The organism is Pseudomonas azotoformans (assembly GCF_900103345.1).
Taxonomy (GTDB): domain Bacteria; phylum Pseudomonadota; class Gammaproteobacteria; order Pseudomonadales; family Pseudomonadaceae; genus Aquipseudomonas; species Aquipseudomonas azotoformans.
On sequence record NZ_LT629702.1, the window covers coordinates 3,198,600 to 3,220,783 of the forward strand.

The 22,184-nt window shown below is 58.3% G+C and carries 21 protein-coding genes and 4 tRNA genes; 8 read left to right on the top strand and 17 right to left on the bottom strand.

Annotation, left to right across the window (positions count from 1 at the left end):
• Nucleotides 1-3: 3 nt before the first annotated feature.
• Both BLR69_RS14270 and BLR69_RS14275 read right to left on the bottom strand, forming a co-directional pair.
• Complete coding sequence (locus tag BLR69_RS14270) at nucleotides 4-1,614, bottom strand: ATP-binding protein (protein ID WP_071493967.1); 1,611 nt, start codon at nucleotides 1,612-1,614, stop codon at nucleotides 4-6.
• Nucleotides 1,611-2,336 carry a response regulator gene (locus tag BLR69_RS14275; protein ID WP_071493968.1) on the bottom strand — a complete coding sequence of 242 codons (726 nt, stop codon included), beginning with the start codon at nucleotides 2,334-2,336 and terminating at the stop codon, nucleotides 1,611-1,613. Before BLR69_RS14275 ends, BLR69_RS14270 begins: the two co-directional genes overlap by 4 nt.
• Before the next feature lie 639 nt (nucleotides 2,337-2,975).
• Here BLR69_RS14275 and BLR69_RS14285 point away from each other — a divergent pair.
• Complete coding sequence (locus BLR69_RS14285) at nucleotides 2,976-5,870, top strand: ribonucleoside-diphosphate reductase subunit alpha (protein ID WP_071493969.1); 2,895 nt, start codon at nucleotides 2,976-2,978, stop codon at nucleotides 5,868-5,870.
• Nucleotides 5,871-5,968: 98 nt separating this feature from the next.
• Here BLR69_RS14285 and BLR69_RS14290 read toward each other — a convergent pair whose 3' ends face one another.
• The 7 genes from BLR69_RS14290 to BLR69_RS14320 all read right to left on the bottom strand — a co-directional run bounded on the left by BLR69_RS14290 (nucleotide 5,969) and on the right by BLR69_RS14320 (nucleotide 12,275).
• Nucleotides 5,969-7,051, bottom strand: coding sequence for a hypothetical protein (locus tag BLR69_RS14290; protein ID WP_071493970.1), 1,083 nt, complete (start codon nucleotides 7,049-7,051; stop codon nucleotides 5,969-5,971).
• Between the two features lie 173 nt (nucleotides 7,052-7,224).
• A complete protein-coding gene (gene flgE, locus BLR69_RS14295; RefSeq protein ID WP_058427491.1) occupies nucleotides 7,225-8,535 on the bottom strand; it encodes a flagellar hook protein FlgE in 1,311 nt (436 codons plus the stop codon).
• A 31-nt stretch (nucleotides 8,536-8,566) separates the two neighbouring features.
• Complete coding sequence (flgD, locus tag BLR69_RS14300; protein WP_058427492.1) at nucleotides 8,567-9,292, bottom strand: flagellar hook assembly protein FlgD; 726 nt, start codon at nucleotides 9,290-9,292, stop codon at nucleotides 8,567-8,569.
• 16 nt (nucleotides 9,293-9,308) lie between these two features.
• A complete protein-coding gene (gene flgC / locus BLR69_RS14305; RefSeq protein ID WP_071493971.1) occupies nucleotides 9,309-9,752 on the bottom strand; it encodes a flagellar basal body rod protein FlgC in 444 nt (147 codons plus the stop codon).
• Between the two features lie 3 nt (nucleotides 9,753-9,755).
• Nucleotides 9,756-10,163 (bottom strand): flagellar basal body rod protein FlgB, encoded by a 408-nt coding sequence (gene flgB, locus BLR69_RS14310; protein ID WP_010208346.1) that lies wholly within the window; start codon nucleotides 10,161-10,163, stop codon nucleotides 9,756-9,758.
• A 309-nt stretch (nucleotides 10,164-10,472) separates the two neighbouring features.
• Nucleotides 10,473-11,300, bottom strand: a complete 828-nt coding sequence (gene cheR, locus BLR69_RS14315; RefSeq protein WP_027607785.1) for a protein-glutamate O-methyltransferase CheR — start codon at nucleotides 11,298-11,300, stop codon at nucleotides 10,473-10,475.
• 42 nt (nucleotides 11,301-11,342) lie between these two features.
• The gene (locus BLR69_RS14320; RefSeq protein ID WP_071493972.1) at nucleotides 11,343-12,275 is read right to left on the bottom strand and encodes a chemotaxis protein CheV; all 933 of its coding nucleotides are present in this window, start codon (nucleotides 12,273-12,275) and stop codon (nucleotides 11,343-11,345) included.
• A 94-nt stretch (nucleotides 12,276-12,369) separates the two neighbouring features.
• Here BLR69_RS14320 and flgA point away from each other — a divergent pair, with 94 nt between their 5' ends.
• The 4 genes from flgA (at nucleotide 12,370) to BLR69_RS14340 (ending at nucleotide 14,964) form a co-directional block, all read left to right on the top strand.
• Complete coding sequence (gene flgA / locus BLR69_RS14325; protein ID WP_071493973.1) at nucleotides 12,370-13,134, top strand: flagellar basal body P-ring formation chaperone FlgA; 765 nt, start codon at nucleotides 12,370-12,372, stop codon at nucleotides 13,132-13,134.
• Nucleotides 13,135-13,275: 141 nt separating this feature from the next.
• Nucleotides 13,276-13,599 (top strand): flagellar biosynthesis anti-sigma factor FlgM, encoded by a 324-nt coding sequence (gene flgM / locus BLR69_RS14330; protein WP_058427496.1) that lies wholly within the window; start codon nucleotides 13,276-13,278, stop codon nucleotides 13,597-13,599.
• Nucleotides 13,600-13,647: 48 nt separating this feature from the next.
• Nucleotides 13,648-14,118, top strand: coding sequence for a flagella synthesis protein FlgN (locus BLR69_RS14335; protein ID WP_071493974.1), 471 nt, complete (start codon nucleotides 13,648-13,650; stop codon nucleotides 14,116-14,118).
• 96 nt (nucleotides 14,119-14,214) lie between these two features.
• The gene (locus BLR69_RS14340; RefSeq protein ID WP_071493975.1) at nucleotides 14,215-14,964 is read left to right on the top strand and encodes a flagellar brake protein; all 750 of its coding nucleotides are present in this window, start codon (nucleotides 14,215-14,217) and stop codon (nucleotides 14,962-14,964) included.
• Nucleotides 14,965-15,025: 61 nt separating this feature from the next.
• Here the strand turns inward: BLR69_RS14340 and BLR69_RS14345 are convergent, their stop codons facing one another.
• Entirely contained in the window at nucleotides 15,026-16,405 is a 1,380-nt protein-coding gene (locus BLR69_RS14345) for an MFS transporter (protein ID WP_071493976.1), read from the bottom strand.
• A gap of 268 nt (nucleotides 16,406-16,673) precedes the next feature.
• Nucleotides 16,674-16,750 (bottom strand) — tRNA-Arg (locus tag BLR69_RS14350).
• Between the two features lie 326 nt (nucleotides 16,751-17,076).
• Between BLR69_RS14350 and BLR69_RS14355 the strand changes: the two genes are divergently transcribed.
• The 3 genes from BLR69_RS14355 to BLR69_RS14370 all read left to right on the top strand — a co-directional run bounded on the left by BLR69_RS14355 (nucleotide 17,077) and on the right by BLR69_RS14370 (nucleotide 18,205).
• A complete protein-coding gene (locus tag BLR69_RS14355; protein ID WP_071493977.1) occupies nucleotides 17,077-17,304 on the top strand; it encodes a hypothetical protein in 228 nt (75 codons plus the stop codon).
• Between the two features lie 11 nt (nucleotides 17,305-17,315).
• Nucleotides 17,316-17,495 carry a PA3371 family protein gene (locus BLR69_RS14360; RefSeq protein ID WP_071493978.1) on the top strand — a complete coding sequence of 60 codons (180 nt, stop codon included), beginning with the start codon at nucleotides 17,316-17,318 and terminating at the stop codon, nucleotides 17,493-17,495.
• 383 nt (nucleotides 17,496-17,878) lie between these two features.
• Nucleotides 17,879-18,205, top strand: coding sequence for an Arc family DNA-binding protein (locus BLR69_RS14370; protein WP_003175643.1), 327 nt, complete (start codon nucleotides 17,879-17,881; stop codon nucleotides 18,203-18,205).
• 102 nt (nucleotides 18,206-18,307) lie between these two features.
• On the opposite strand, the gene mgtE is transcribed toward BLR69_RS14370, so the two are convergent.
• From mgtE to BLR69_RS14400, 6 genes are all read right to left on the bottom strand, one after another.
• On the bottom strand, nucleotides 18,308-19,750 hold the full coding sequence (mgtE, locus tag BLR69_RS14375; RefSeq protein WP_016979786.1) for a magnesium transporter: 1,443 nt from the start codon (nucleotides 19,748-19,750) through the stop codon (nucleotides 18,308-18,310).
• A gap of 340 nt (nucleotides 19,751-20,090) precedes the next feature.
• Nucleotides 20,091-20,167, bottom strand: a tRNA-Arg gene (locus tag BLR69_RS14380).
• Nucleotides 20,168-20,239: 72 nt separating this feature from the next.
• Nucleotides 20,240-20,316, bottom strand: a tRNA-Arg gene (locus tag BLR69_RS14385).
• Nucleotides 20,317-20,424: 108 nt separating this feature from the next.
• Nucleotides 20,425-20,515: transfer RNA gene (locus tag BLR69_RS14390), tRNA-Ser, on the bottom strand.
• Between the two features lie 62 nt (nucleotides 20,516-20,577).
• Nucleotides 20,578-20,766 carry a carbon storage regulator CsrA gene (gene csrA / locus BLR69_RS14395; RefSeq protein ID WP_003175645.1) on the bottom strand — a complete coding sequence of 63 codons (189 nt, stop codon included), beginning with the start codon at nucleotides 20,764-20,766 and terminating at the stop codon, nucleotides 20,578-20,580.
• A 174-nt stretch (nucleotides 20,767-20,940) separates the two neighbouring features.
• The gene (locus BLR69_RS14400; RefSeq protein ID WP_071493979.1) at nucleotides 20,941-22,182 is read right to left on the bottom strand and encodes an aspartate kinase; all 1,242 of its coding nucleotides are present in this window, start codon (nucleotides 22,180-22,182) and stop codon (nucleotides 20,941-20,943) included.
• Nucleotides 22,183-22,184: the final 2 nt, after the last annotated feature.

The following is a 22,184-nucleotide window of genomic DNA, read 5'->3' on the forward strand; positions in this document are numbered from 1 at the left end:
CTATCAGGGTTTATCCTGATCCCTGGGCCAACTCAAGCTGAAACACGCGCCGCCCAGATTATTGCTCTTGCTGATCAACGCCCGCCCGCCGTGCCAATAGATAATCCGCCGCACAATCGACAACCCCAGGCCATGCCCGCCCGAGGCACGGGTACGACTGTCGTCCAGGCGCAGAAAGGGCGTGAAGATTCGCTCCCAGGCGCTTTCCGGCACGCCGGGGCCGTCGTCTTCCACGTCGATGCGACAACGTACCTGGCCCACCTGATAACTGATCAACACCTGGCCCTGGGCGTGGCGCATGGCATTGCTCACCAGGTTCTGCAGGGCACGGTGCAGGTAACGCGGTTCGGCGTCGACCCAGGCATCGTCCCAATGCGCCGAAGACAAGCAAATACCGCGGGCTACATTTATTTGCGGACGCAGTGGCGATAATTCGCCGATTACCTGATCGAGCAACGCATCAAGGTCGACCCGCTGGAAATTCAGCTCCGGCGAGCCTTGTTCCAGGCGCGCATAAGTGAGCATTTCATCCACTAGGCCGTCGAGGTCCTGGATGTCGCTGTCCATGCCCTCCAGGTATTTACGCCGTGCCTCGACGGTAGTCGCGTCGCCGACCATCTCCAGGCCAAAACGCAAGCGCGCCACCGGCGTGCGCAGCTCGTGGGACACCGCGCGCACCAGTTCGCGCTGGATCGCCAGCAGCTGTTGCAAATGCTCGGCCATGCCATTGAACGCCGCCGCCAGCCGCCCCACCGAATCGGCACCACGGGCCGGCACCCGGACTTCCAGGTTGCCCTTGGCGATCCGCGTGGCGGCGGCTTCCAGACCACGCAGCCGACGCTCAAGCTGGCGCACCAATAGATAGACGATCAGCCCGATCAGGGTCAGGCCGATCAAGGCGATCAGGATCAGCCATTGCGGCGGGTAAGGGTTCATCTGATACAACGGGCCGATCTCCAGCACCCACGGCGTACCGACCATGCCGGCAAACACGCGGATCGAATCGCCGCCCTTGCCCAATGCCATCACCGTATCGCCTTCCGATACACGACGGCGCTGGTCTTCATCCATATCGGCCTGGTCAAGGGGCATCAGGTGCATGTCAAAGCCAAAGCCCTTGGCTTCCTTCAAATCCGCCAGGCGTTGCGGCTGTTCCGCCACCGGGAAGCGCACCAGTTCATCGGCCAGCAGGTAGATGGTCGCGCGTGCCAGTTGTTCGCTGATCTGCTGCACTTCACCGGTCAGCACAAGCGGCTCCTGTTCGCTGACCAAGCGCAGTACCCGCGCGGCATGTGGCCCGGTCTGTTGCACCAGCACCTGGCCGCGTTGCAGGCGATTGCGCTGGCTCAAGTCCAGTTGCGCATCAGCCAGCGGGCGCAACTCCAGCGGGATCCCCAGCAAACGCTCCCACACCGCCAGGGCGCGCTGGCGCTCGATGGCGCTCATGGGTTGCAGGTTGTCGCCCATCAAGGCGAAGGTGCCATGGGCCAGGCGCTCGCGGTACTGGCCGCTGCGCACCTCGTTGAGCAGGTGCAGGGCGAGTACGCCGAGCAGCGCCACCAGGATCAGCGCCGCGCACATGCCGCCGTAGATGCGCAGGAAGATCGAGTTCACAGCGGCATGTCGGCGGCGGCTTCGGGGACGAACAGGTAGCCTTTGCTGCGAATGGTCTTGATCAGGCGCGGGTGGATCGGGTCGTCGCCTATCTTGGGGCGGATGCGAGAAATACGCACGTCGATGGAGCGATCCTGGCCGTCGTAGCCGATGCCGCGCAGGGCAATGAAGATTTCTTCGCGGGACAGAATGCGCCCGGCATTCGCCACCAATAGCCACAGCAGGTCGAACTCGGCGCTGGTCAGTTCGATGCCGTCATTATTCAGCCAGGCTTCGCGCAGGGCATTGTCCACCACGAGGGGGCCGAATTGCAGGCGGCGCTGGTTCTCCGCGCTGGCGGTCTCGGCCGACTCACTGCGCCGCAGCAAGGCCTGGATGCGCGCCAGCAGCAGGCGCGGACGCACGGGCTTGCACACGTAATCGTCGGCGCCCATGTCCAGGCCCAGCACCTGGTCCATGTCGTCGGTGCGCGCGGTGAGCATCAGAATCACGCCGTCATAGCGCTCGCGCACCTTGCGGCAGATGCTCAGGCCGTCTTCGCCGGGCAGCATCAGGTCGAGGATCACCAGGTCGGGCTGTTCGGCGATGATCCGCGCCGCTGCCAGGGCGCCATCGCCTTCCACCGAGACCCGCAGGCCGTTGCTCTCCAGGTACTCACGGGTCAATTCGGCCAATCGCTGGTCGTCTTCGATTATCAATACCTGCCAGGCTTCTTGCTCCATGCGCGACCTCAGTTCTAATTATTGTAGGAGCGGGCTTGCCCGCGAAAAACGCAAGGGCACCGCGTTCATCCAGGATGCCAGGGTTATCGTTGACGACTTTCGCGAGCAAGCTCGCTCCTACAGTTGTCATCTGGCATGAACAAAATAGGGCCGATTGTAGCCATGGGCCAGCCCTCAAACACAAGCCGGGAAATCCATTCGGTGATCGCGTTTTTTTGTGATAGGGTTCGCGCCCTTCGAAAATGGGCCGCTTGTTTTCAGGCCGAAACATTTAATGACAAACGGTGTAATCCAGCAGCAATGCGGCCTACACAGCTGTTCTACCTTTCTTACACATTTTACTCACAGCGTTATCCACAGGTTACTGCGTTGCTAACCCCTCAAAAACGCATTATCTTGTACCTCGGCACTACAGAAGACCCTACATGTGGGGTTTTCGCAGAAATCGCCCAACCACACAAGTGGCTCGAAATTCAAGCGTTTTATTGCTAGCGCAGCATGGAACCAACCGATTTTCAGTAGACCAAACCGCTCACGCGGATGGCAGCTGTTTCCCATCCCCGATATGGAAAACGGTACGGGTGTTGCAGGAAGAGCCTGGCACTCGCAATCAAATATAGAACGTGGAGACAACCCCCCATGCAAACCGACACAACTCGCGAGAACCCGCAAGGCTCCGTGCCGCAGGCCGCTGATTCGAACCTGGATCTGTCCGCCACCGCACCTGGCCAACTGCGTGTGATCAAGCGTAACGGCACTGTCGTTCCTTACACCGATGACAAAATCACCGTCGCCATCACCAAAGCGTTTCTTGCAGTTGAAGGCGGCACCGCTGCCGCTTCGTCGCGCATCCACGACACCGTTGCCCGCCTGACCGAACAAGTCACCGCGACCTTCAAGCGTCGAATGCCCTCGGGCGGCACCATCCACATCGAAGAAATCCAGGACCAGGTCGAACTGGCCCTGATGCGTGCCGGCGAGCAGAAAGTCGCGCGCGACTACGTGATCTACCGTGACTCGCGCGCCAAGGAACGTGCCGTACGTTCCCCGGCCGAAGAAGCCGCCGTGCAAGCGCATCCGTCGATCCGTATCACCCTGGCCGACGGCAGCTTTGCGCCGCTGGACCTGGGCCGCCTGAACACCATCATCACCGAGGCCTGCGAAGGCCTGGAAGAAGTCGACGGTGACCTGATCCAGCGCGAAACCCTGAAGAACCTGTACGACGGCGTGGCCCTGACCGACGTCAACACCGCGTTGGTGATGACCGCCCGTACCCTGGTTGAACGCGAGCCGAACTATTCGTTCGTGACCGCGCGCCTGCTGATGGACACCCTGCGTGCCGAAGGCCTGGGCTTCCTGAAAGTCGCCGACAGCGCCACTCACCACGAGATGGCCGACCTGTACGCCAAGGCCCTGCCGGCCTACATCGCCAAGGGTATCGAATACGAGTTGCTGAACCCGGTCCTGGCCACCTTCGACCTGGAAAAACTCGGCAAGGCGATCAACCACGAGCGTGACCAGCAGTTCACCTACTTGGGCCTGCAGACCCTGTACGACCGTTACTTCATCCACAAGGACGGTATCCGCTTCGAACTGCCGCAAGTGTTCTTCATGCGCGTGGCCATGGGCCTGGCGATCGAAGAGAAGCAGAAAGAAGACCGTGCCATCGAGTTCTACAACCTGCTGTCGTCCTTCGACTACATGTCGTCGACCCCGACCCTGTTCAACGCCGGCACCCTGCGTCCACAGCTGTCCAGCTGCTATCTGACCACCGTGCCGGATGACCTGTCGGGCATCTACCACGCGATCCACGACAACGCCATGTTGTCCAAATTCGCTGGCGGCCTGGGCAACGACTGGACCCCGGTGCGCGCACTGGGTTCGTACATCAAGGGCACAAACGGCAAGTCCCAGGGCGTCGTGCCGTTTCTGAAAGTCGTCAACGACACCGCCGTTGCGGTTAACCAGGGTGGCAAGCGCAAAGGCGCGGTGTGTGCCTACCTGGAAACCTGGCACATGGACATTGAAGAGTTCATCGAGCTGCGCAAGAACACCGGTGATGACCGTCGTCGTACCCACGACATGAACACCGCCAACTGGATCCCTGACCTGTTCATGAAGCGTGTCTTCGATGACGGCAAGTGGACCCTGTTCTCGCCATCCGAAGTGCCGGACCTGCACGACCTGACCGGTAAAGCCTTCGAAGAGCGCTACGAGTACTACGAAGCCCTCACCGAATACCCAGGCAAGGTCAAGCTGTTCAAGACCATCCAGGCCAAAGACTTGTGGCGCAAAATGCTGTCCATGCTGTTTGAAACCGGCCACCCATGGCTGACCTTCAAAGACCCGTGCAACCTGCGCAGCCCGCAGCAGCACGTGGGCGTGGTCCACAGCTCGAACCTGTGCACCGAGATCACCTTGAACACCAACAAGGACGAGATCGCCGTTTGCAACCTGGGCTCGATCAACCTGCCGAACCACATCGTCAACGGCAAGCTGGACACCGCCAAGCTGGAGCGCACCGTCAACACCGCCGTACGCATGCTCGACAACGTGATCGACATCAACTACTACTCGGTGCCACAGGCGCAGAACTCCAACTTCAAGCACCGTCCGGTGGGCCTGGGCATCATGGGCTTCCAGGATGCGCTGTACCTGCAGCACATTCCGTACGGTTCGGATGCAGCGGTCGAGTTCGCCGACAAGTCCATGGAAGCGGTCAGCTACTACGCGATCCAGGCTTCCTGCGACCTGGCCGACGAGCGTGGCGCCTACGAGACGTTCCAGGGTTCGCTGTGGTCCAAGGGCATCCTGCCGCTGGATTCGCAACAGATCCTGATCGAAGCCCGCGGCCAGAAGTACATCGACGTTGACCTGAACGAATCCCTGGACTGGGCGCCAGTACGTGCCCGCGTGCAGAAAGGCATTCGTAACTCCAACATCATGGCCATCGCACCGACCGCCACCATCGCCAACATCACTGGCGTGTCGCAGTCGATCGAACCGACCTACCAGAACCTGTATGTGAAATCGAACCTGTCGGGCGAATTCACCGTGATCAACCCGTACCTGGTTCGCGACCTCAAGGCTCGCGGCCTGTGGGACTCGGTGATGATCAACGACCTGAAGTACTACGACGGTTCCGTGCAGCAGATCGAGCGCATCCCGCAGGAACTCAAAGAGCTCTACGCGACCGCCTTCGAAGTGGACACCAAGTGGATCGTTGACGCCGCCAGCCGTCGTCAGAAGTGGATCGACCAGGCACAGTCCCTGAACCTGTACATCGCCGGCGCTTCGGGCAAGAAGCTGGACGTGACCTACCGCATGGCGTGGTACCGTGGCCTGAAAACCACTTACTACCTCCGTGCCCTGGCCGCGACCAGCACCGAGAAGTCGACCATCAACACCGGTAAGCTGAACGCGGTTTCCAGCGGCAACCACGGTGATGACTCGGTGCTTGCAGCCCCAGCCGGCCCGGCACCCGTGCCAAAGGCCTGCGCGATTGACGAGCCGGATTGCGAAGCTTGCCAGTAAGCTGAGACCACCTTGGGTTTAACCCAAGGCTGAAAGCCCCCGATAGACCTTTGGTGTATCGGGGGCTTTCTTTTGCCCGGAAACAAAGGGCGTTCGATCTAAAACAACACGGTCGCTATACCTGATTGAGGCACACCACCGCGCCTGCCCCACAACTCGATCCGGCCATCGATCACTGCCATCGAGTGCCCTCCGTACTCCACTGTTCCCACCTTACTTTTTCGCAAATCAGCGTCAGTGGCCGGCCTGTATCGCCCTTTCAGACCTAGACGATCCAAGCCCTCCCGCGCGAACTCACCATCATTGAGACTGTCCATCGCGGCCTCGAAACTGCGCCCGGCCCTACCATCGTTGTTTTCCATCTGAGCCCGCTTTGCACTCGCCGCATACATGAAATTGGCGTCGGTCATCATGGCTGGATCATCGCCCATGAATTGGGCGTGAGTGGCAGCCCGTCTCACTTCATCATTGGATAAAGAAAGCTTGAAGCCATCACGCATTGTCACGTCATAACCGCTGCTTGTCTGTTTTACCTCCTTGAACACGTCCGTAGGTTTCTGACCGAACTGCATCATGGCGGCCTTTATCGCCGAAACCGTAATGCAGTTGCCGTCGGGCCCTTGTCTGAATCCACTCCAGATATTGTCTGGTTTTTTCCCGGGATTACTGTTGTCGGGCTTATAGTTGTAGTGTTTTGCGCCCTCGGTAATTGGCTTGTTACTCATCGACTCGCTGGGACCAAAGTCCTGCGGGTTCACTCTAACTCGTCCACCACCGCCTCCACCGCCTCCACCGCCTCCACCACCTCCTTTTGGTGGCGTGACAGGTGGCGTAATGCCGCCATCGTCGGGAAACAACTCACGCATCAGACGCCGTAGAAGCTCCAACCAGGAGGGGTCCGCGCTCTCCATCAGCGCCTTCATGATCTCTTTGAATTGTTCGTCCCCCAACTCTTCGCGTTTTTTATTCAGCTTGTCGCGAAGGTCTTGAACAGTCTGACTCTTGGAGGTTGCTTCGGCGTCTATCAATTCGCCGATCAGTTTTCTGACTGATTCCGTATTGGCGGCCTTGTCGTCTTCGGCTGTGCCTGTTTGAATTTTCTGCCCATACAAGTGGCGGTTATTCATTACAAATTCGTGCTGCCCTGCCCCTCCTTTCACCCGCCGCGTATAAATCGCCATTTTGCACCTTAGATTGTCGTTGGACGACTTGCGTCCGATAGTCAATCCGTGGCGAGAGGGGTGTAAGTTGTTCCCGCGTCGGCGCCAGATGAGTAAGTAAAAATCTTACCCACACAAAAAAGGCCCCTCGATTGAGGGGCCTTCCGAAAAGCACTGACGTCGGAGTAACAGAATCAGGTCATCTGAATGATGGTCTGCATGATGGTGCTCTGGGTGGAGATGGTCTTGGCGTTCGCCTGGTAGTTGCTCTGGGCCTTGATCAGGTCCACCAGCTCGTTGGTCAGGTTGACGTTGGAGTTCTCCAGGGAGTTGGCCACGATCGACCCCAGGGTACCGGCTTGCGGAGTGTCGTAACCCGGCTGGCCCGACGCGAAGGTTTCTTTCCAGGTAGTACCGCCGGCTGGCTGCAGGCCCTGCTCGTTGTTGAAGCTAGCCAGGGAGATCTGGCCGATGGCCTTGCTCTGCTGGTTGCTGAACGTGGCGAACAACACGCCGCTGCCGTCGATTTTCAGGCCGGTGATCTGGCCGGTGGCGTAGCCATCGGTGACCGGTGGGTTGCGGTAGGTGGCCGAGTTGTACTGGGTGATGTTGGCCATGTTGACGGCGATACCTGTTGGATTCGCATCCGCACCGTTGGCCTTCCACACACCATTGGTCACGGTGCCAGGAACCCAACCGGTAATGGTCAGGGTCTTATCGGAGACACCACCGGTGACCACACTGGTCAGCTTGCCGGCGCCGTCAAAGGTCAAGGTCGATGGCACAGGTGGGGTCGATGGGGTGCCGGTTGGCGCCGAACCGTTAGGGTTGCGACCATCGATCAGGGTATAGGCATTCCACTTGTTACCGTCGGTTTTCACCAGGTATTGCACCATCGGGTGCGCGTTGCCCTGGGAGTCGTACAAGGTGGTGCTGTACTGGGTAGTAAAGGTGCTGGTGTCGTTCGGGTTGAACGGCTTGGCCACCTGGTCGATCACTGGCTCCGAGGAGTTCAGGTTACTGGTGGAGTCCACTTTGGTGGAGGCCTTGGGCGGCAGGTTCGACAGGTTCAGTTGCAGGTCGGTCAGGCCACCCTTGATGATCTTGCCATCCGCATCCGCCGCGTAGCCTTGCAGGCGCGAGGTGCCGGTGTTGTTGGTGATGTAGCCGTCTTTGTCGGCACGGAAGGCACCGCTGCGGGTGTATTCCAGCGAACCGTCGCTGCCCTTCTGCACGAAGAAGCCGCCACCCTGGATCGCCATGTCCAGGATACCGCCGCTGCCGTTGACGTCACCTTGGGTGAACTGCTGCGACACGGCCGCCAGGTTCACACCGTTGCCGATGCTGTTCTGGCCAGTGCCCAGCTTGGACGCCGCGTAGATGTCGGCGAATTCCGCACGGGACGACTTGAAGCCAGTGGTCGCGACGTTGGCGATGTTGTTGCCGGTCACGTCCAGTTGTTTGTTGGCCGCATAGAGGCCGCTAAGGCCGATGTTAAAAGACATGTTTCTCTCCCTCTGCCGTATCTAGCCGGCTCTATGTACCGATAGTCTGAATTTGCGACAGCTTGACGCTGCCCATGCCGCCCGCCAGGTTCAGCAGCATTTCGCCGCCGGTCTTGCTCAAGGTCACGCTCGTTACCGTCGCGGGCAGCGAAGTGGCCAGGGCAACGGAGTCGCCCTTGTCGTTCTTGGTGGTGGCGTTGAAGGTGTAGGTGCCCGCCGGGGCAACCTCGCCCTTGTCGTTCTTGCCATCCCAGATGAAGTTCTGGGTGCCGGCGCTCTGGGCACCCATGTCGATGGTGCGCACCACGTTGCCGTCTTTGTCGGTGATCTTGACGGAGACGTTGCCCACCGCCGAGGTCACCGCCACCGAACCGGTCATGCTCTTGCTCGTGTCAACCATGGCCTTGTCGGTCTGGATGATGATCGAGCGCCCGACCAGCGACGACGCCTGCAATGCCTGGGACGAGCTGAAGTTGGTGGAGATCGCATTCACCGAGTCATTCAGGGTGTTGATGCCTTCCAGGCTGCTGAACTGCGCCAGTTGTGCCACGAACGCGCCGTTGTCTTGCGGCGACAGCGGGTTCTGGTTTTTCAGCTGGGTCACCAGCAGTTGCAGGAACGCATCCTTGCCCAACGCCTGCTTGCCCGTCGCCTTGTTGGCGGCGTCGCTGACGCTGCTGTTGTCCTGGGCATTCTTGACCTTGGAGTTGAACAGGTCCTGGACCGGCGTGTTGTTTGACGTATCAACGATGGCCATTATTTGGCGCCCCTTATCACTGACCCAAGGTCAGGACCTTCTGCATCATGGTTTTGGCGGTGTTCATCATTTCCGCGTTGGTCTGGAACGAGCGGCTGGCGGAAATCATGTCAGCCATTTCCTCGACCACGTTGACGTTGGGGTAGTAGACATAACCCTTTTCGTTCGCGGCGGGATGGTTGGGTTCGTAGCGGGCTTCGAGGTTGCTTTGATCCTCGACCACACCCAGCACCTGCACGCCGGAGCCGGCGGCACCCTGGTCCTGGAACAGCGAATCGCTGCCGCTGTTCTGGCCTGCCTGGAACATGGTGGCGAACACTGGGTGACGGGCACGGTAGGTCTGGTCAATGCTCGAAGACACGGTCTCGGCGTTGGCGATGTTACTGGCGACGGTGTTCAAGCGCGTGGTCTGCGCGCTCATGCCACTGCCGGCAATATTGAAAACACTGGACAGGGACATGGCTTACTCTCCACGCAGGGCTGACATCAGCCCTTTGAATTTGCTGTTGAGCAGGGTAAAGCTGGCTTGGAAGTTCACCGAGTTCTCAGCGTAGGCCGATTGCTCCAGTTGGGCGTCGACGGTGTTCTGGTCGATCGACGGTTGCATCGGCGTGCGATACAGCAACGACTCGTCACCATTGCTCAGGCCTTGGGCTTCGATATGACGGCTGTTGGTCATATTCAAGGCGAAGGTGCCGTTCTTGGTCTTGTCCTGCTGTGCGGCGAGCACGGCGGAGAAATCCAGGTCCCGAGCCTTGTAGTTCGGGGTGTCGGCGTTGGCAATGTTGTTGGCCAGGACTTCGGCACGCTGGGCGCGGAAGCCCAGGGCTTGTTCGTGGATACCGAGCGCTTTATCGAAGCTGATGCTCATGGCGTAAACCTTCAAGGGCTGACCTGCTTTTCGTTAACAGGGTTATAGCAAGGTGCATGCCAATCTTGCGCAGGCCCGTATATCAAGGGTCTCGGAGGGGGGTTGCTGGCGGCAATGCCAGAAAAGCGGCAAGCGGTTTCCGCGTGGCGCCAGTAAAGCGGCAATGAGGGTTGCCGCTTTACTTAGGCTTGCCGCAAAACAAATGTGGGAGGGGGCTTGCCCCCGATGGCGGTGGTTCAGTTGATACATCGATCACTGACACACCGTCATCGGGGGCAAGCCCCCTCCCACATTTTTTACCGCGCAACCTTATTTAGCCTGGTAGATGATCCCCGGACTGCACTGCACCATCTGGAAATGGTCCGGCAGACCGTTCAGCGCCTCAGAAGCGCCAAGGAACAGATAACCACCACGCTTGAGCGTGCCGTGGATACGCAACAGGATGTCTTTCTTCACTTCGGCCGAGAAATAGATCAGCACGTTGCGGCAGAACACCATGTCGAACTTGCCGAGGCTGGCGTAGCTGTCGAGCAGGTTGAAGGAGCGGAACTCCACGCGGTTCTTGATCGGCGCCTTGACCGCCCAGCGTCCAGCCCCTTTCGGGTCGAAGTAGCGCTGCAGGCGTTCCTGGGACAACCCACGCCCCAGGGCTAGGCTGTCGTACTCGCCGGTCTTGCAGTTGGTGAGCATGGTGCCGGACAGGTCGGTGGCCACGATTTGCGCCCCAGCCTTCAACTGGCCCATGTTGGTCCGCTCGAACTCATCGATGGACATCGAAATCGAGTACGGTTCCTGCCCCGAGGAGCAGGCGGCCGACCAGATGCGCAGGCGCTGGCCCGGGCTGGCCTTGATGGCTTCCGGCAGCACTTTGCTCTTGAGCACTTCAAACGGGTAGGTGTCGCGAAACCACAGGGTTTCGTTGGTGGTCATGGCATCGACCACCATTTCCTTGAGCCCGCTGCGCGGCTGGCCCTGGATGCGCTGGACCAGCTCACCCAACGACTTGATGCCCTGCTGCTCCATCAGTTTGTTGAGACGGCTGGATACCAGGTACTGCTTGTTTTCACCGAGCAATATGCCACAGGCTTTTTCCAGGAAGACCCGGAACTGTTCAAAATCCAAATTACCCGTAGACACTGATACCGCCTCTAAAATCGTATGACCGCCAAGGGAAACACCTTAGCTGTGATCTGCTGCCTTGATCCGGTCGACAACCCGGGATGCCAGGTCATCAGGACGGAATTTGGCCAAAAAGTCATCGGCACCGACCTTCTTGACCATCGCCTGGTTGAATACGCCCGACAACGAAGTATGCAGGATGATATGCAATTTTTGCATGCGTGGATCGTTGCGGATCTCGGCCGTGAGGGTATAGCCGTCCATTTCCGGCATCTCGATGTCGGAAATCATCATCAAGAATTCTTCTTCCGGCTTCTTGCCGTCATCCACCAGCTTGCGCAGGTAGTCCAGCGCCTGGCGCCCATCATTGAGGGCGACCACTTCAACGCCGACGGTTTGCAGGCAACGGGTCACCTGCTTGCGCGCCACGGACGAGTCGTCCACCGTGAGCACGCGCAGTGAGACTGCCTTGTGCGCGGTTTCGGCGTCCACCACACCCACCGAGATCGACTCGGAGGTAGGCGCCACTTCGGCGAGGATTTTTTCGACGTCGATGATTTCCACCAACTGGTTGTCGACCCGCGTCACCGCCGTAAGGTAATGATCGCGCCCCGTGCCCTTGGGCGGCGGATGGATCTCCTCCCAGTTCATGTTGACGATGCGCTCCACCGAACGCACCAGGAAACCCTGGGTCTTAGTGTTGTACTCGGTAATGATCACGAACGGGCTTTCGCGGTCCTGCAAACCGGCGGAACCGGTGGCCAGGGCCAGATCAAGAATCGGGATCGTCGCGCCACGGATGTTGGCAACGCCACACACCACCGGGCTGGACTTGGGCATGATCGTCAGCTTGGGGCATTGCAGCACTTCCCGCACCTTGAACACGTTGATGCCATACAGCTGCTTGCCATCCAGGCGAAAAAGCAACAACTCCAGGCGATTCTGCCCCACCAGCTGTGTGCGCTGGTTTACTGAATCCATTACTCCTGCCATGCCTTGACTCCCACGCTAAAACCTTCGGCCATACCTATAAGGGCAGTGACGCGCACCCAACACTAAACGGCACGAGCTTTGCTATTTATTGGTCATGGATATTAAAACGACAGTTTCCCGACGCCTCCACCTGACACGGTATTGCAGACTGCTCTGCGCACCGCTGGCACTGCTTGCCTTGGGCCTGGGCGCCACGGCCCGCGCAGATAACGTCACCTTGCCTGATCTACTTATCGGCGTCACCCAGGGCTTTCTTGAGTTCACTGTAGAAGATTATCTGGCGACCACCCAGACGCCGGGACGTTACGAAATCCAGGTCAACCAGTTGGACCCGCGCCTGCGCATGCCCATGTGCGACAAGGAATTGACAGCCACCCTGGAAAGCCCCGCCCAGCCCATCGGTCGCGTAACGGTGAAGGTGCGCTGCGACGGCGCCTCGCCCTGGACGGTGTTCGTGCCCGCCCAGGTCAAATTGTTCCGCGATGTGGTGGTGGTTGCCCGCCCGCTTAAACGCACGGGCATTATCGGTTTTGAGGACGTGGTGTTGCGCGAGCGTGACATCAGCATGATCAACCAGGGCTACCTGACCTCCCTCGACCAGGCCATCGGGCAGAAACTGACCCGACCAGTGGTCACCGACCAGGTCATCACCCTGGTGCACCTGGAGCAGGCCGAGGTGATTCGCAAAGGTGACCAGGTAGTGATTTCCGCCAGCAGTGGCGCGCTGCAGGTCAAGATGCCAGGGGAGGCCTTGTCCAACGGCGGCATGAGCGAACAGATCCGCGTGAAGAATCTCAACTCCAACCGGGTGATCAAGGCACGAGTCACGGCCCCCGGCCAAGTGGAGGTGGCTTTATAGACCACTGGTATCAGACGCCAGCTTTTCCTACACTGTCGGTTGGATGCCGGCCGGTGCAGTTTATTGTCATTCGAGCCTAAAGTTTGTCCGGATATGGCCGAAAACATGGCAAGCGTCCAAATACCCAGAGGTTTTTTGATCATGGTCATCGATTTCAGCCGTTTAAATAGCACCCCGACAACGTCGGCACCTACGCGCACTGTCGGCACCAAGGACAGCGTAGAAGCCAAGGCTCAGCCACTGCCCGCCAAGGCAGAACAGGCCAGCGCCAGCCAGAGCGGGGAATCCGTACACCTGAGCAATGAGGCTCAACAGTTGCAGAAGGTCACTGACTCGCTGCGCGATCAACCGGTGGTCAATAAAGCCCGTGTGGCCGAATTGAAACAGGCAATCGCCGATGGCAGCTATAAAGTCGACAGCAACCGTGTAGCCAGCAAGCTGCTTAATTTCGAAGCCGAGCGCTAGGCAAAGGCCTGCGCCGGGCTTTTGGACGCTTAAACCCCAAGGCCAGCCATGCATCACGACGAAACCCTGCTTCAACTGATCATTGATGATCTAGCACCGACGCAATTGCTGCTCGAACTGCTCAGGGAAGAATCCCTGGCCCTTTACGGCCGGGACATGCCCCTGCTGGAAGAAATTCTGGCGCGCAAGCAATCGCTGATTGTCCTGCTGGAACAGCACGGCAAAAAACGCAGCGAGATCCTCGTCAGCCTGGGCCTGCCCGCCGACCATGATGGCCTCGCGCAGTTGGCCAGCCACTCCTCGGTTGGTGATCAACTACTGGCCCAGAGCAAAGAACTCAACCAATTGCTCACCCAGTGCCAGGAAGCCAACCAGCTCAACGGTCAGTCGATCCAGCTTCAGCAAGCCACGACCGCCAACCAGTTGCGTATACTTCACGGCGGAGAGCCTCCAGCGCTTTACAACGCTCAGGGTTCCACCTCGCGCCTGGTCAAGCCAAGCACCCGCAGCCAAGCCTGACGCCGGTTTACAGCGCGGCCTATCCAAGGCGCGCTACATACTGGCAGAATGCCCGCTCTTGCGTGTAGTCGTATTTTGTCTGGAGATGGAAGAACCGTGTTCAACGCCCTTAATGCGGAAGATGCCCCGCAGCCACCCAAGGTCCTCACCACGCCTCTGGAAATCGCCAGTACCTTGCGCATGCTGCAAGAAAGCCACGACCCGCTGATCATCACCTTCCACGAACGCAGCCAGCGCTTTCAGAGCTACCTGGTGGATGTCAATCGGGACAGCGGCACGCTGGCCCTGGATGAAATGATCCCCCGCGACGGTGAACGCTACCTCGAAAATGGCGAACCCTTCCGTATCGAAGGTTTCCACGACGGCGTACGCATTGCATGGGAAAGCAACGGCAACCTGAGCATCAGCGAAAAAGACGGCCACCGCATCTACACCGGCAGCCTGCCCGACGAAGTCGTCTACCACCAGCGTCGCAATGCCTTTCGCGCTGCCCTGAAGCTGGCGCAACTGGTAAACATCGAACTGGGTGGCGAGAAGCTCAAGGCCCCGATCAGCGGCAAACTGCTGGATATTTCCGCTACAGGTTGCAAATTGCGCTTTGAAGGGGATATCTCCGAACGCTTGCAATTGGGCCAGGTCTACGACCGTTTTATCGCCGCCCTGCCCTTCGGCAGCATGACCACCTCGGTCGAACTGCGTTACCTGCACTTCGAAGAGAAGATCAACACCACGTTTGCCGGCGTGCGCTTCCACAATATGAGTGGCTTGGTGCAGCGTCAGGTCGAGCGTTTTGTGTACCAGTTGCAACGCGAAGCGCGGCGCTTCGATAAAGACGACGATTTTTAAACTCAAAGATCGCGGCCATCAAAAACGGGCAGCCCCTGATGGGATCTGCCCGTTTTTGCATTCAGGGGCGCGCCCTGCTCAAGTCATGAGGATGCTCGTCCGGGCCCGGCGGCTCAGGCGGCCCCTCAAAGAGCGGCTCGTCGACTGGTGTGAGCGTTTCCGGGTCAGGTTCCGGCGTGGCGGTTTGCATTTGCTCCTGCACCACCGCCTCGTCTACCCGTGGATCGAGGCAGGCTACCAACGGCGAGCTGGACATGCTGTCGGGCATCGCCACGTGGTGCAGCGGCGCGTCATCCACCTGATGCAGGTTGGTCACGGCTTTCGGCCGAATCCGCCACACCAGGATCAGCGCACACAGGCTGAAAAACGCATACAGCATGTGACTGCCAAACACCTTCATCACCACACCGGCCAGCAACGGCCCGATACTCGCGCCGACGCCGTAGGTCACCAGCAACATCGCCGTTAGTGACACGCGACGGTCACCTTCCACATGGTCGTTGGAGAACGCCACCGCCAGTGGATACAGGCAGAACTGCACCAGCGAACATAGGAAGCCCGCCACGAACAACACTTCAAGCGGCACCTGGGTCATTATCGCCAACGGTAATGCAGCCACCGCCAGGCACAGGGCAAAACAACGGATCAGCAGCGCACGGTCATAACGATCCGACAACCAGCCCAACGGCCACTGCACCAACAAGCCGGCAAAAATGCAGCTACCCATGAACAGGCCCACCTGCTCGGTGGTGAGGCCTTGCTGGGAGGCATAGAGCGGCGCCAGGCCGTAGAACGAGCCCACGATCACCCCTGCGCCCAGCACGGTACTCAACGACTGCGGCACGCGCTTTATGAAGAAGCGTGGCTCCATCGGCGCCGGATGCAGGGGCGCCGGGTGAATACGGCGAGTCATGGCCACCGGCACCAGGCACAGCGCAAAGCACAGTGCGACCAGCATCAGCAGTTCGAGGCCGAGCTGAGGGTGCATGACCAGGATCAACTGGCCAAGCACCAGCCCAAGATAGGACGCGATCATATAACCACTGAACACCACGCCGCGCTGCTTGGCGTCGGCCTGTTCGTTGAGCCAGCTCTCGATGACCATGTACTGGCACATCATCCCCAGGCCCACGATCATCCGCAGCACAATCCAGGCCGGCAGCCAGTCGATCAGGCCATGGCCCAGCACCGCCGCGCCGACAATCCCGGCGCAGGTTGCATAAGCACGAATATGCCCAACCCGGGCGATCAGGCGGTGCCCGATCTTGCCGCCCAGCACCAGGCCAAAATAGTTGGCCGCCATCAGCGCACCGACCCACAGGCTGTCTACATGATCGGCCGCCAGGCGCAAGGCCAGGTAGGTACTGAGCAGGCCGGAGCCGATCAGCATCATCAAGGAGGCGAAATAAAGGGCTCGAAAAGATTTCCAGATCTGGCGCATCGGCGTTCCGAGCGGCTCCTTGCAGTGAGAGACAGGGCTATCGGCATGATAGTCCGGGGTAGCCGGGCCCGAACAGGCAACATGCGCTGTTTCCGGGGATTATTTTGCTTAAAGGCTCAGACGCTGCCCGAGTGCTTGCGAGGTACACCGATTGTGAAAAATGCATGCACACGTGCTGTGAACGCTTAACACCGGCAAGGTTCGACCCGTCTTTGAAAGGCGCCCACAAAAAAGCCCCGCCAGAATAGTCTGTACAGGGCTTCGAATCTGGTGTCCCAGGGCCGGTTCGAACGGCCAACCTTCCCCTTAGGAGGGGGATGCTCTATCCAATTGAGCTACTGGGACAAATGACAGCCGCTACACTGGGACGCGGCGACAGACGGCGTGCATGTTAACGGCCAGGGTAGGTTTTGTCATGTCGTCCGTAGGCTTTTTGAGTGTAGGCCGATACTTGCCTGGTTGATCGTGTTTCAGCCCCGGCGACGCGGGCGCACGGGCTGTATCGTGCAAAATGCACTCCCTCAAAATGCCATCATTGCAAATTGCAACCTAACAGCCATTGAAACCATACTTAAGTATCTGATTTTATTTAATTAATAGATTGGCACGACACCTGCAATACTCCTCCTACAACCCCCAATAAGCCACGGCGTTAAACGGAGAACATAATCATGAACAGTGCCCTTCTGTTAGCCCTGAACACCGTCGCCCTGGTCGCTTTGGTCATGCTTCATTTTCAATCCACCGGCAGCAACGACCCTGCGCAGATCAGCCAGGCCATCCCCCACCATTTGCAACAACGCCCGCAACTGGCAGTGATGACTCCGAACGCGCAATCGCCGGTACGCCTGGCCCAAGACACCCAAGCGGCACCTGCTACTGAACACTGGGTATTCTGAGGAAGCCGTTGATGAATAAATATGCCTGGCTGTTCCTGTGCCTGACCGTTGCCACAGCGGTTCTGGGTTTGGGTGCGGAATCTCAAGACGGCACAACCACCGCTTTCGTTGCCAGCGGTGTATTCGCCAGCCTCTTATTGCTGACGCTCATCGTCGGTCGTCGCATCAAATTCGACCCTGTCCTGCGCTAATCCCCTCTGCGCCCGACCTTATGTCGCCTGATCCTCGCATATCGGCAAATTGCCACTAGTCTTAAAGCTAAGGGCAAAGGGCCACTTTGCTATAGGATGTGCGGCCTGAAACCCTGTGGTGGCCCGGGCTTGCGGGAAGTTCCCTCGCGGATTCACGCGGTGAAAAATTTTCCAACCAGTCCGCAAAAATGCAAATGAGTGCTGGCATAAAGCCTTTAGGCAGTTCAATATTTGTCACAGAATTGACGCCAAGGAACTGTCAAATCTGAGGCATGATGCGGCCTCTTTGCAATTCAGGTTGAACTTTGGTCGTGAGCCTTGTCTTAACACTCATCTTGCGGCCAATTCCAAAAACCGCTCCCCTGAACTAACCGGTTAAATATATGCGCCCATTGAAACAGGCAATTTATTCCAGCCGTACGGCTGACAAGTTCGTCGTACGTCTGCCAGACGGAATGCGGGAACGCATTGCCGAGGTGGCTCGCAATCATCACCGCAGCATGAACTCCGAAATCATCGCTCGCCTGGAACAAAGCCTCATTCAGGAAGGTGCGCTGGGCGACGAGTTGAGCATGCGCCTGGACAGCCCAGAGCTGTCGCTGCACGAACGCGAACTGCTGCAGCGTTTTCGTCAGCTCTCCCACCGCCAGCAAAATGCTCTCGTCTCGCTTATCGCGCACGACGTTGAGGCGGCCGCAGAAGCCAATTGATCTGCAACTGAAAGCCGAAGCCAGCCATGTGCTGGCTTTTTTTTGCCCGGGATTTGGGAAGAGAATGCAAAGCGGGGGCAGATTTGCCCCCGCAGGATGGAATCAGAGCAGGAAGATCGTTGCCAAGCCCAGGAAGATAAAGAAACCACCGCTGTCGGTCATGGCCGTGATCATCACACTGGCACCCATGGCAGGGTCGCGCCCAAGGCGAGCCAGGGTCATCGGGATCAATACCCCCATCAGCGCAGCCAGTAGCAGGTTGAGGGTCATCGCAGCCGTCATCACCACACCGAGCGACCAACTGCCATACAGCAAATAAGCCACCACACCGATTACCCCACCCCACACCAGACCGTTGATGAGGCCAACCGCCAGCTCCTTACGCAACAAACGCGATGAGTTGGCGGTACTCACCTGGTCCAGCGCCATGGCGCGCACAATCATGGTAATCGTCTGATTACCCGAGTTTCCGCCGATCCCGGCCACAATCGGCATCAGCGCGGCGAGCGCCACCAGCTTCTCGATAGAACCTTCGAACAATCCAATAACCCGCGACGCGATAAAGGCCGTGATCAGGTTAATGGCCAGCCACGCCCAACGGTTATGCAGTGAGCGCCAAACCGAGGCGAAGATATCTTCCTCCTCACGCAAACCCGCCATATTGAGGACTTCGGTCTCACTTTCTTCCCGAATCAAGTCGACCATTTCGTCGATGGTCAAACGACCAATCAACTTGCCGTTCTTGTCGACCACCGGCGCCGAGATCAAGTCATAACGCTCAAACGCCTGGGCAGCTTCGTAGGCGTCTTCATCCGGATGAAAACTCACCGGGTCGCTGGCCATGACGTCGGCCACTTTCTTTTCAGGGTCGTTGACCAGCAGGCGCTTGATTGGCAGCACGCCCTTGAGAATGCCTTCGTAATCCACCACGAACAATTTGTCGGTGTGACCCGGCAGCTCTTTGAGTCTGCGCAGATAACGCAGTACCACTTCCAGGCTGACGTCCTCGCGGATGGTGACCATCTCGAAGTCCATCAGGGCACCGACCTGATCCTCGTCGTAGGACAGTGCGGAGCGCACACGCTCACGCTGCTGGCCGTCGAGGGCCTCCATCAGCTCATGGACAACATCACGGGGCAGCTCAGGAGCCAGGTCAGCCAGCTCGTCGGCGTCCATCTCCTTGGCCGCTGCCAGGAGCTCGTGATCGTCCATGTCGGCGATCAGGGTTTCACGAACCGAGTCAGATACTTCGAGAAGGATGTCGCCGTCGCGGTCAGCCTTCACCAACTGCCAGAGGGTCAGTCGATCATCCAGCGGCAAGGCTTCGAGAATATAGGCGACGTCGGCGGAGTGCAGGTCGTCAAGCTTGCGCTGTAGCTCGACGAGGTTTTGCCGGTGAACCAGGTTTTCAACCAGGTTGTTATTCGGGCCATCCTGGCGGTGCGTAAGGTCTTCGACCACACGCTGGCGCTGCAGCAGCTCGATGACTTGAGCCAAACGATCCTGCAGGCTTTCTTGTGTTTTCTTTACTTCTACTTCGGTCATAGGCGAACTCCACTCCCAGCAGCGGGGCACGCCGGAAGGATCAATCAGTCAATTCATGATTGGTAAAACGGGGCACTGAGTAACTACTGGGTAAGTCCATGGAGGTATTCCACAAGCCCCGGCGGGGCTGACGGGCGCAATGATACACCGCCCGGCCACTTTAAACGTCAAAAAACTGGAAAGAACAAGCGCTTGCGAGCCAAAGCTGAGCAATGGCCGCATCTATGAACTGCGACGACGCAGCAGGAAAGGAAAACACATGAAGGCAAAAGAAAAAGAAGAAACCACGCACAAAGCCCAGACGGCAAAAAGCCCGCACTAGGCGGGCTTTTTGTTTGTATGGTGCACTCGACAGGATTCGAACCTGTGACCGCTCGGTTCGTAGCCGAGTACTCTATCCAGCTGAGCTACGAGTGCAAATTGTGTTTTTAGACCAGATCACAACTGGTTGTAACCGAATCACCTGCATTGCTGCAACTGACTCTTAAATGGTGCACTCGACAGGATTCGAACCTGTGACCGCTCGGTTCGTAGCCGAGTACTCTATCCAGCTGAGCTACGAGTGCATTTGTTGCCGCGCATTATAGGCCGTTCAATCTCTATGTAAAGCTATTTTTTCGAGTAATTTCAACAACTTACCGAAAAAACCAGATTGCAACGTACTAAGCAAATAATGGCGGAGAACGGGGGATTCGAACCCCCGACACCCTTTTGAGGTGTACTCCCTTAGCAGGGGAGCGCCTTCGGCCACTCGGCCAGCTCTCCGCAACACGGGGCGTATATTAACCACGTTCATCCCCGTTTGCAAACATAAAAAACGATAAAAATTAAAGGCTTGGTTCTTCGTCCTTCTCTTTCTTGATCCGCAGGTAGATTTCCTCGCGGTGCACCGCTACCTCTTTCGGAGCGTTAACCCCGATACGCACTTGATTGCCTTTGACGCCAAGCACGGTCACGGTGATTTCGCCATCACCGATAATCAGGCTTTCTGCGCAACGACGAGTCAGAATCAGCATACCTTTCTCCTCACGCATTTCAGTTCAGGAACAACAGTCTGCAAAAAAAAGGCCTTCGACCTACAACCCAAAGGCCATAGCCCTACTGCCTAAGTATTGTCGAGCGCACGCAAAAGAACATGCGCCCTACAAAAAAAGGAAAGGCGCGGTAAACCGCGCCTTCCTGGCACTGCGTCACTCGCCCTGTCGGGCCGGAGCGTCCAGCTCAAAAGCGGTATGCAGAGCGCGTACAGCCAGTTCCAGATACTTCTCTTCGATCACCACCGAGACTTTGATTTCCGAGGTGGAGATCATCTGGATGTTGATGCTTTCCTTGGCCAGGGCCTCGAACATGCGGCTGGCAACGCCGGCATGGGAACGCATGCCCACGCCCACGATCGACACCTTGGCAATCTTGGTATCGCCGACCACTTCACGGGCACCGATTTCCTTTGCAGTGTTCTGCAGGATCTGCTCGGCCGCATCGTACTCGTTGCGGTGCACAGTGAAGGTGAAATCGGTGGTGTTATCGTGCGAAACGTTCTGCACGATCATATCGACTTCGATGTTCGCGCCACTGATAGGGCCCAGGATCTTGAACGCCACGCCCGGAGTGTCTGGCACACCACGGATAGTCAGCTTGGCTTCATCACGGTTGAAAGCGATACCGGAAATGATCGGCTGTTCCATGGATTCCTCTTCATCAATAGTAATGAGGGTGCCCGGACCCTCTTTGAAGCTGTGCAATACGCGCAGCGGAACGTTGTACTTACCGGCGAATTCCACCGCACGGATCTGCAACACCTTGGAACCGAGGCTGGCCATTTCCAGCATCTCTTCAAAGGTGATCTTGTCCAGGCGCTGGGCCACGGACACCACCCGTGGGTCGGTGGTGTAGACGCCATCCACATCAGTGTAGATCTGGCATTCATCGGCTTTGAGGGCCGCTGCCAGCGCCACGCCGGTGGTGTCCGAACCGCCACGCCCGAGGGTGGTGATGTTGCCCTGCTCGTCCACACCCTGGAAGCCAGCTACAACTACCACGCGCCCGGCTTTCAGGTCCGTACGGATTTTCTGATCGTCAATCTGCAGGATACGCGCCTTGGTATGCGCGCTGTCAGTGAGGATGCGCACTTGGCTGCCAGTGTAGGACACCGCCGGCACACCGCGTTTATTCAACGCCATGGCCAGCAAGGCGATGGTCACCTGCTCGCCGGTGGACACGATCACATCCAGCTCACGCGGCAGCGGCTGTTGATCACCACTGATTGCCTTGGCCAGATCGATCAGGCGATTGGTCTCGCCGCTCATGGCCGACAGCACCACCACCAGGTCGTCGCCGGCATCGCGGAACTTCTTAACCTTGTCGGCCACCTGCTCGATTCTTTCGACAGAACCGACCGAGGTGCCTCCAAATTTCTGTACGATCAAAGCCATTT

Bases quoted from the DNA above. Each gene is read 5' to 3' on its own strand.
- BLR69_RS14290 (WP_071493970.1), bottom strand. From the start codon at position 7,051: ATGGCGATTTATACGCGGCGGGTGAAAGGAGGGGCAGGGCAGCACGAA.
- flgA (WP_071493973.1), top strand. From the start codon at position 12,370: ATGGATATTAAAACGACAGTTTCCCGACGCCTCCACCTGACACGGTAT.
- BLR69_RS14400 (WP_071493979.1), bottom strand. From the start codon at position 22,182: ATGGCTTTGATCGTACAGAAATTTGGAGGCACCTCGGTCGGTTCTGTC.
- BLR69_RS14370 (WP_003175643.1), top strand. From the start codon at position 17,879: ATGCGCCCATTGAAACAGGCAATTTATTCCAGCCGTACGGCTGACAAG.
- BLR69_RS14360 (WP_071493978.1), top strand. From the start codon at position 17,316: ATGAATAAATATGCCTGGCTGTTCCTGTGCCTGACCGTTGCCACAGCG.
- mgtE (WP_016979786.1), bottom strand. From the start codon at position 19,750: ATGACCGAAGTAGAAGTAAAGAAAACACAAGAAAGCCTGCAGGATCGT.
- flgM (WP_058427496.1), top strand. From the start codon at position 13,276: ATGGTCATCGATTTCAGCCGTTTAAATAGCACCCCGACAACGTCGGCA.
- flgD (WP_058427492.1), bottom strand. From the start codon at position 9,292: ATGGCCATCGTTGATACGTCAAACAACACGCCGGTCCAGGACCTGTTC.
- flgE (WP_058427491.1), bottom strand. From the start codon at position 8,535: ATGTCTTTTAACATCGGCCTTAGCGGCCTCTATGCGGCCAACAAACAA.
- flgB (WP_010208346.1), bottom strand. From the start codon at position 10,163: ATGAGCATCAGCTTCGATAAAGCGCTCGGTATCCACGAACAAGCCCTG.
- BLR69_RS14320 (WP_071493972.1), bottom strand. From the start codon at position 12,275: ATGGCAGGAGTAATGGATTCAGTAAACCAGCGCACACAGCTGGTGGGG.
- csrA (WP_003175645.1), bottom strand. From the start codon at position 20,766: ATGCTGATTCTGACTCGTCGTTGCGCAGAAAGCCTGATTATCGGTGAT.
- BLR69_RS14285 (WP_071493969.1), top strand. From the start codon at position 2,976: ATGCAAACCGACACAACTCGCGAGAACCCGCAAGGCTCCGTGCCGCAG.
- flgC (WP_071493971.1), bottom strand. From the start codon at position 9,752: ATGTCCCTGTCCAGTGTTTTCAATATTGCCGGCAGTGGCATGAGCGCG.
- BLR69_RS14275 (WP_071493968.1), bottom strand. From the start codon at position 2,336: ATGGAGCAAGAAGCCTGGCAGGTATTGATAATCGAAGACGACCAGCGA.
- BLR69_RS14335 (WP_071493974.1), top strand. From the start codon at position 13,648: ATGCATCACGACGAAACCCTGCTTCAACTGATCATTGATGATCTAGCA.
- BLR69_RS14355 (WP_071493977.1), top strand. From the start codon at position 17,077: ATGAACAGTGCCCTTCTGTTAGCCCTGAACACCGTCGCCCTGGTCGCT.
- BLR69_RS14345 (WP_071493976.1), bottom strand. From the start codon at position 16,405: ATGCGCCAGATCTGGAAATCTTTTCGAGCCCTTTATTTCGCCTCCTTG.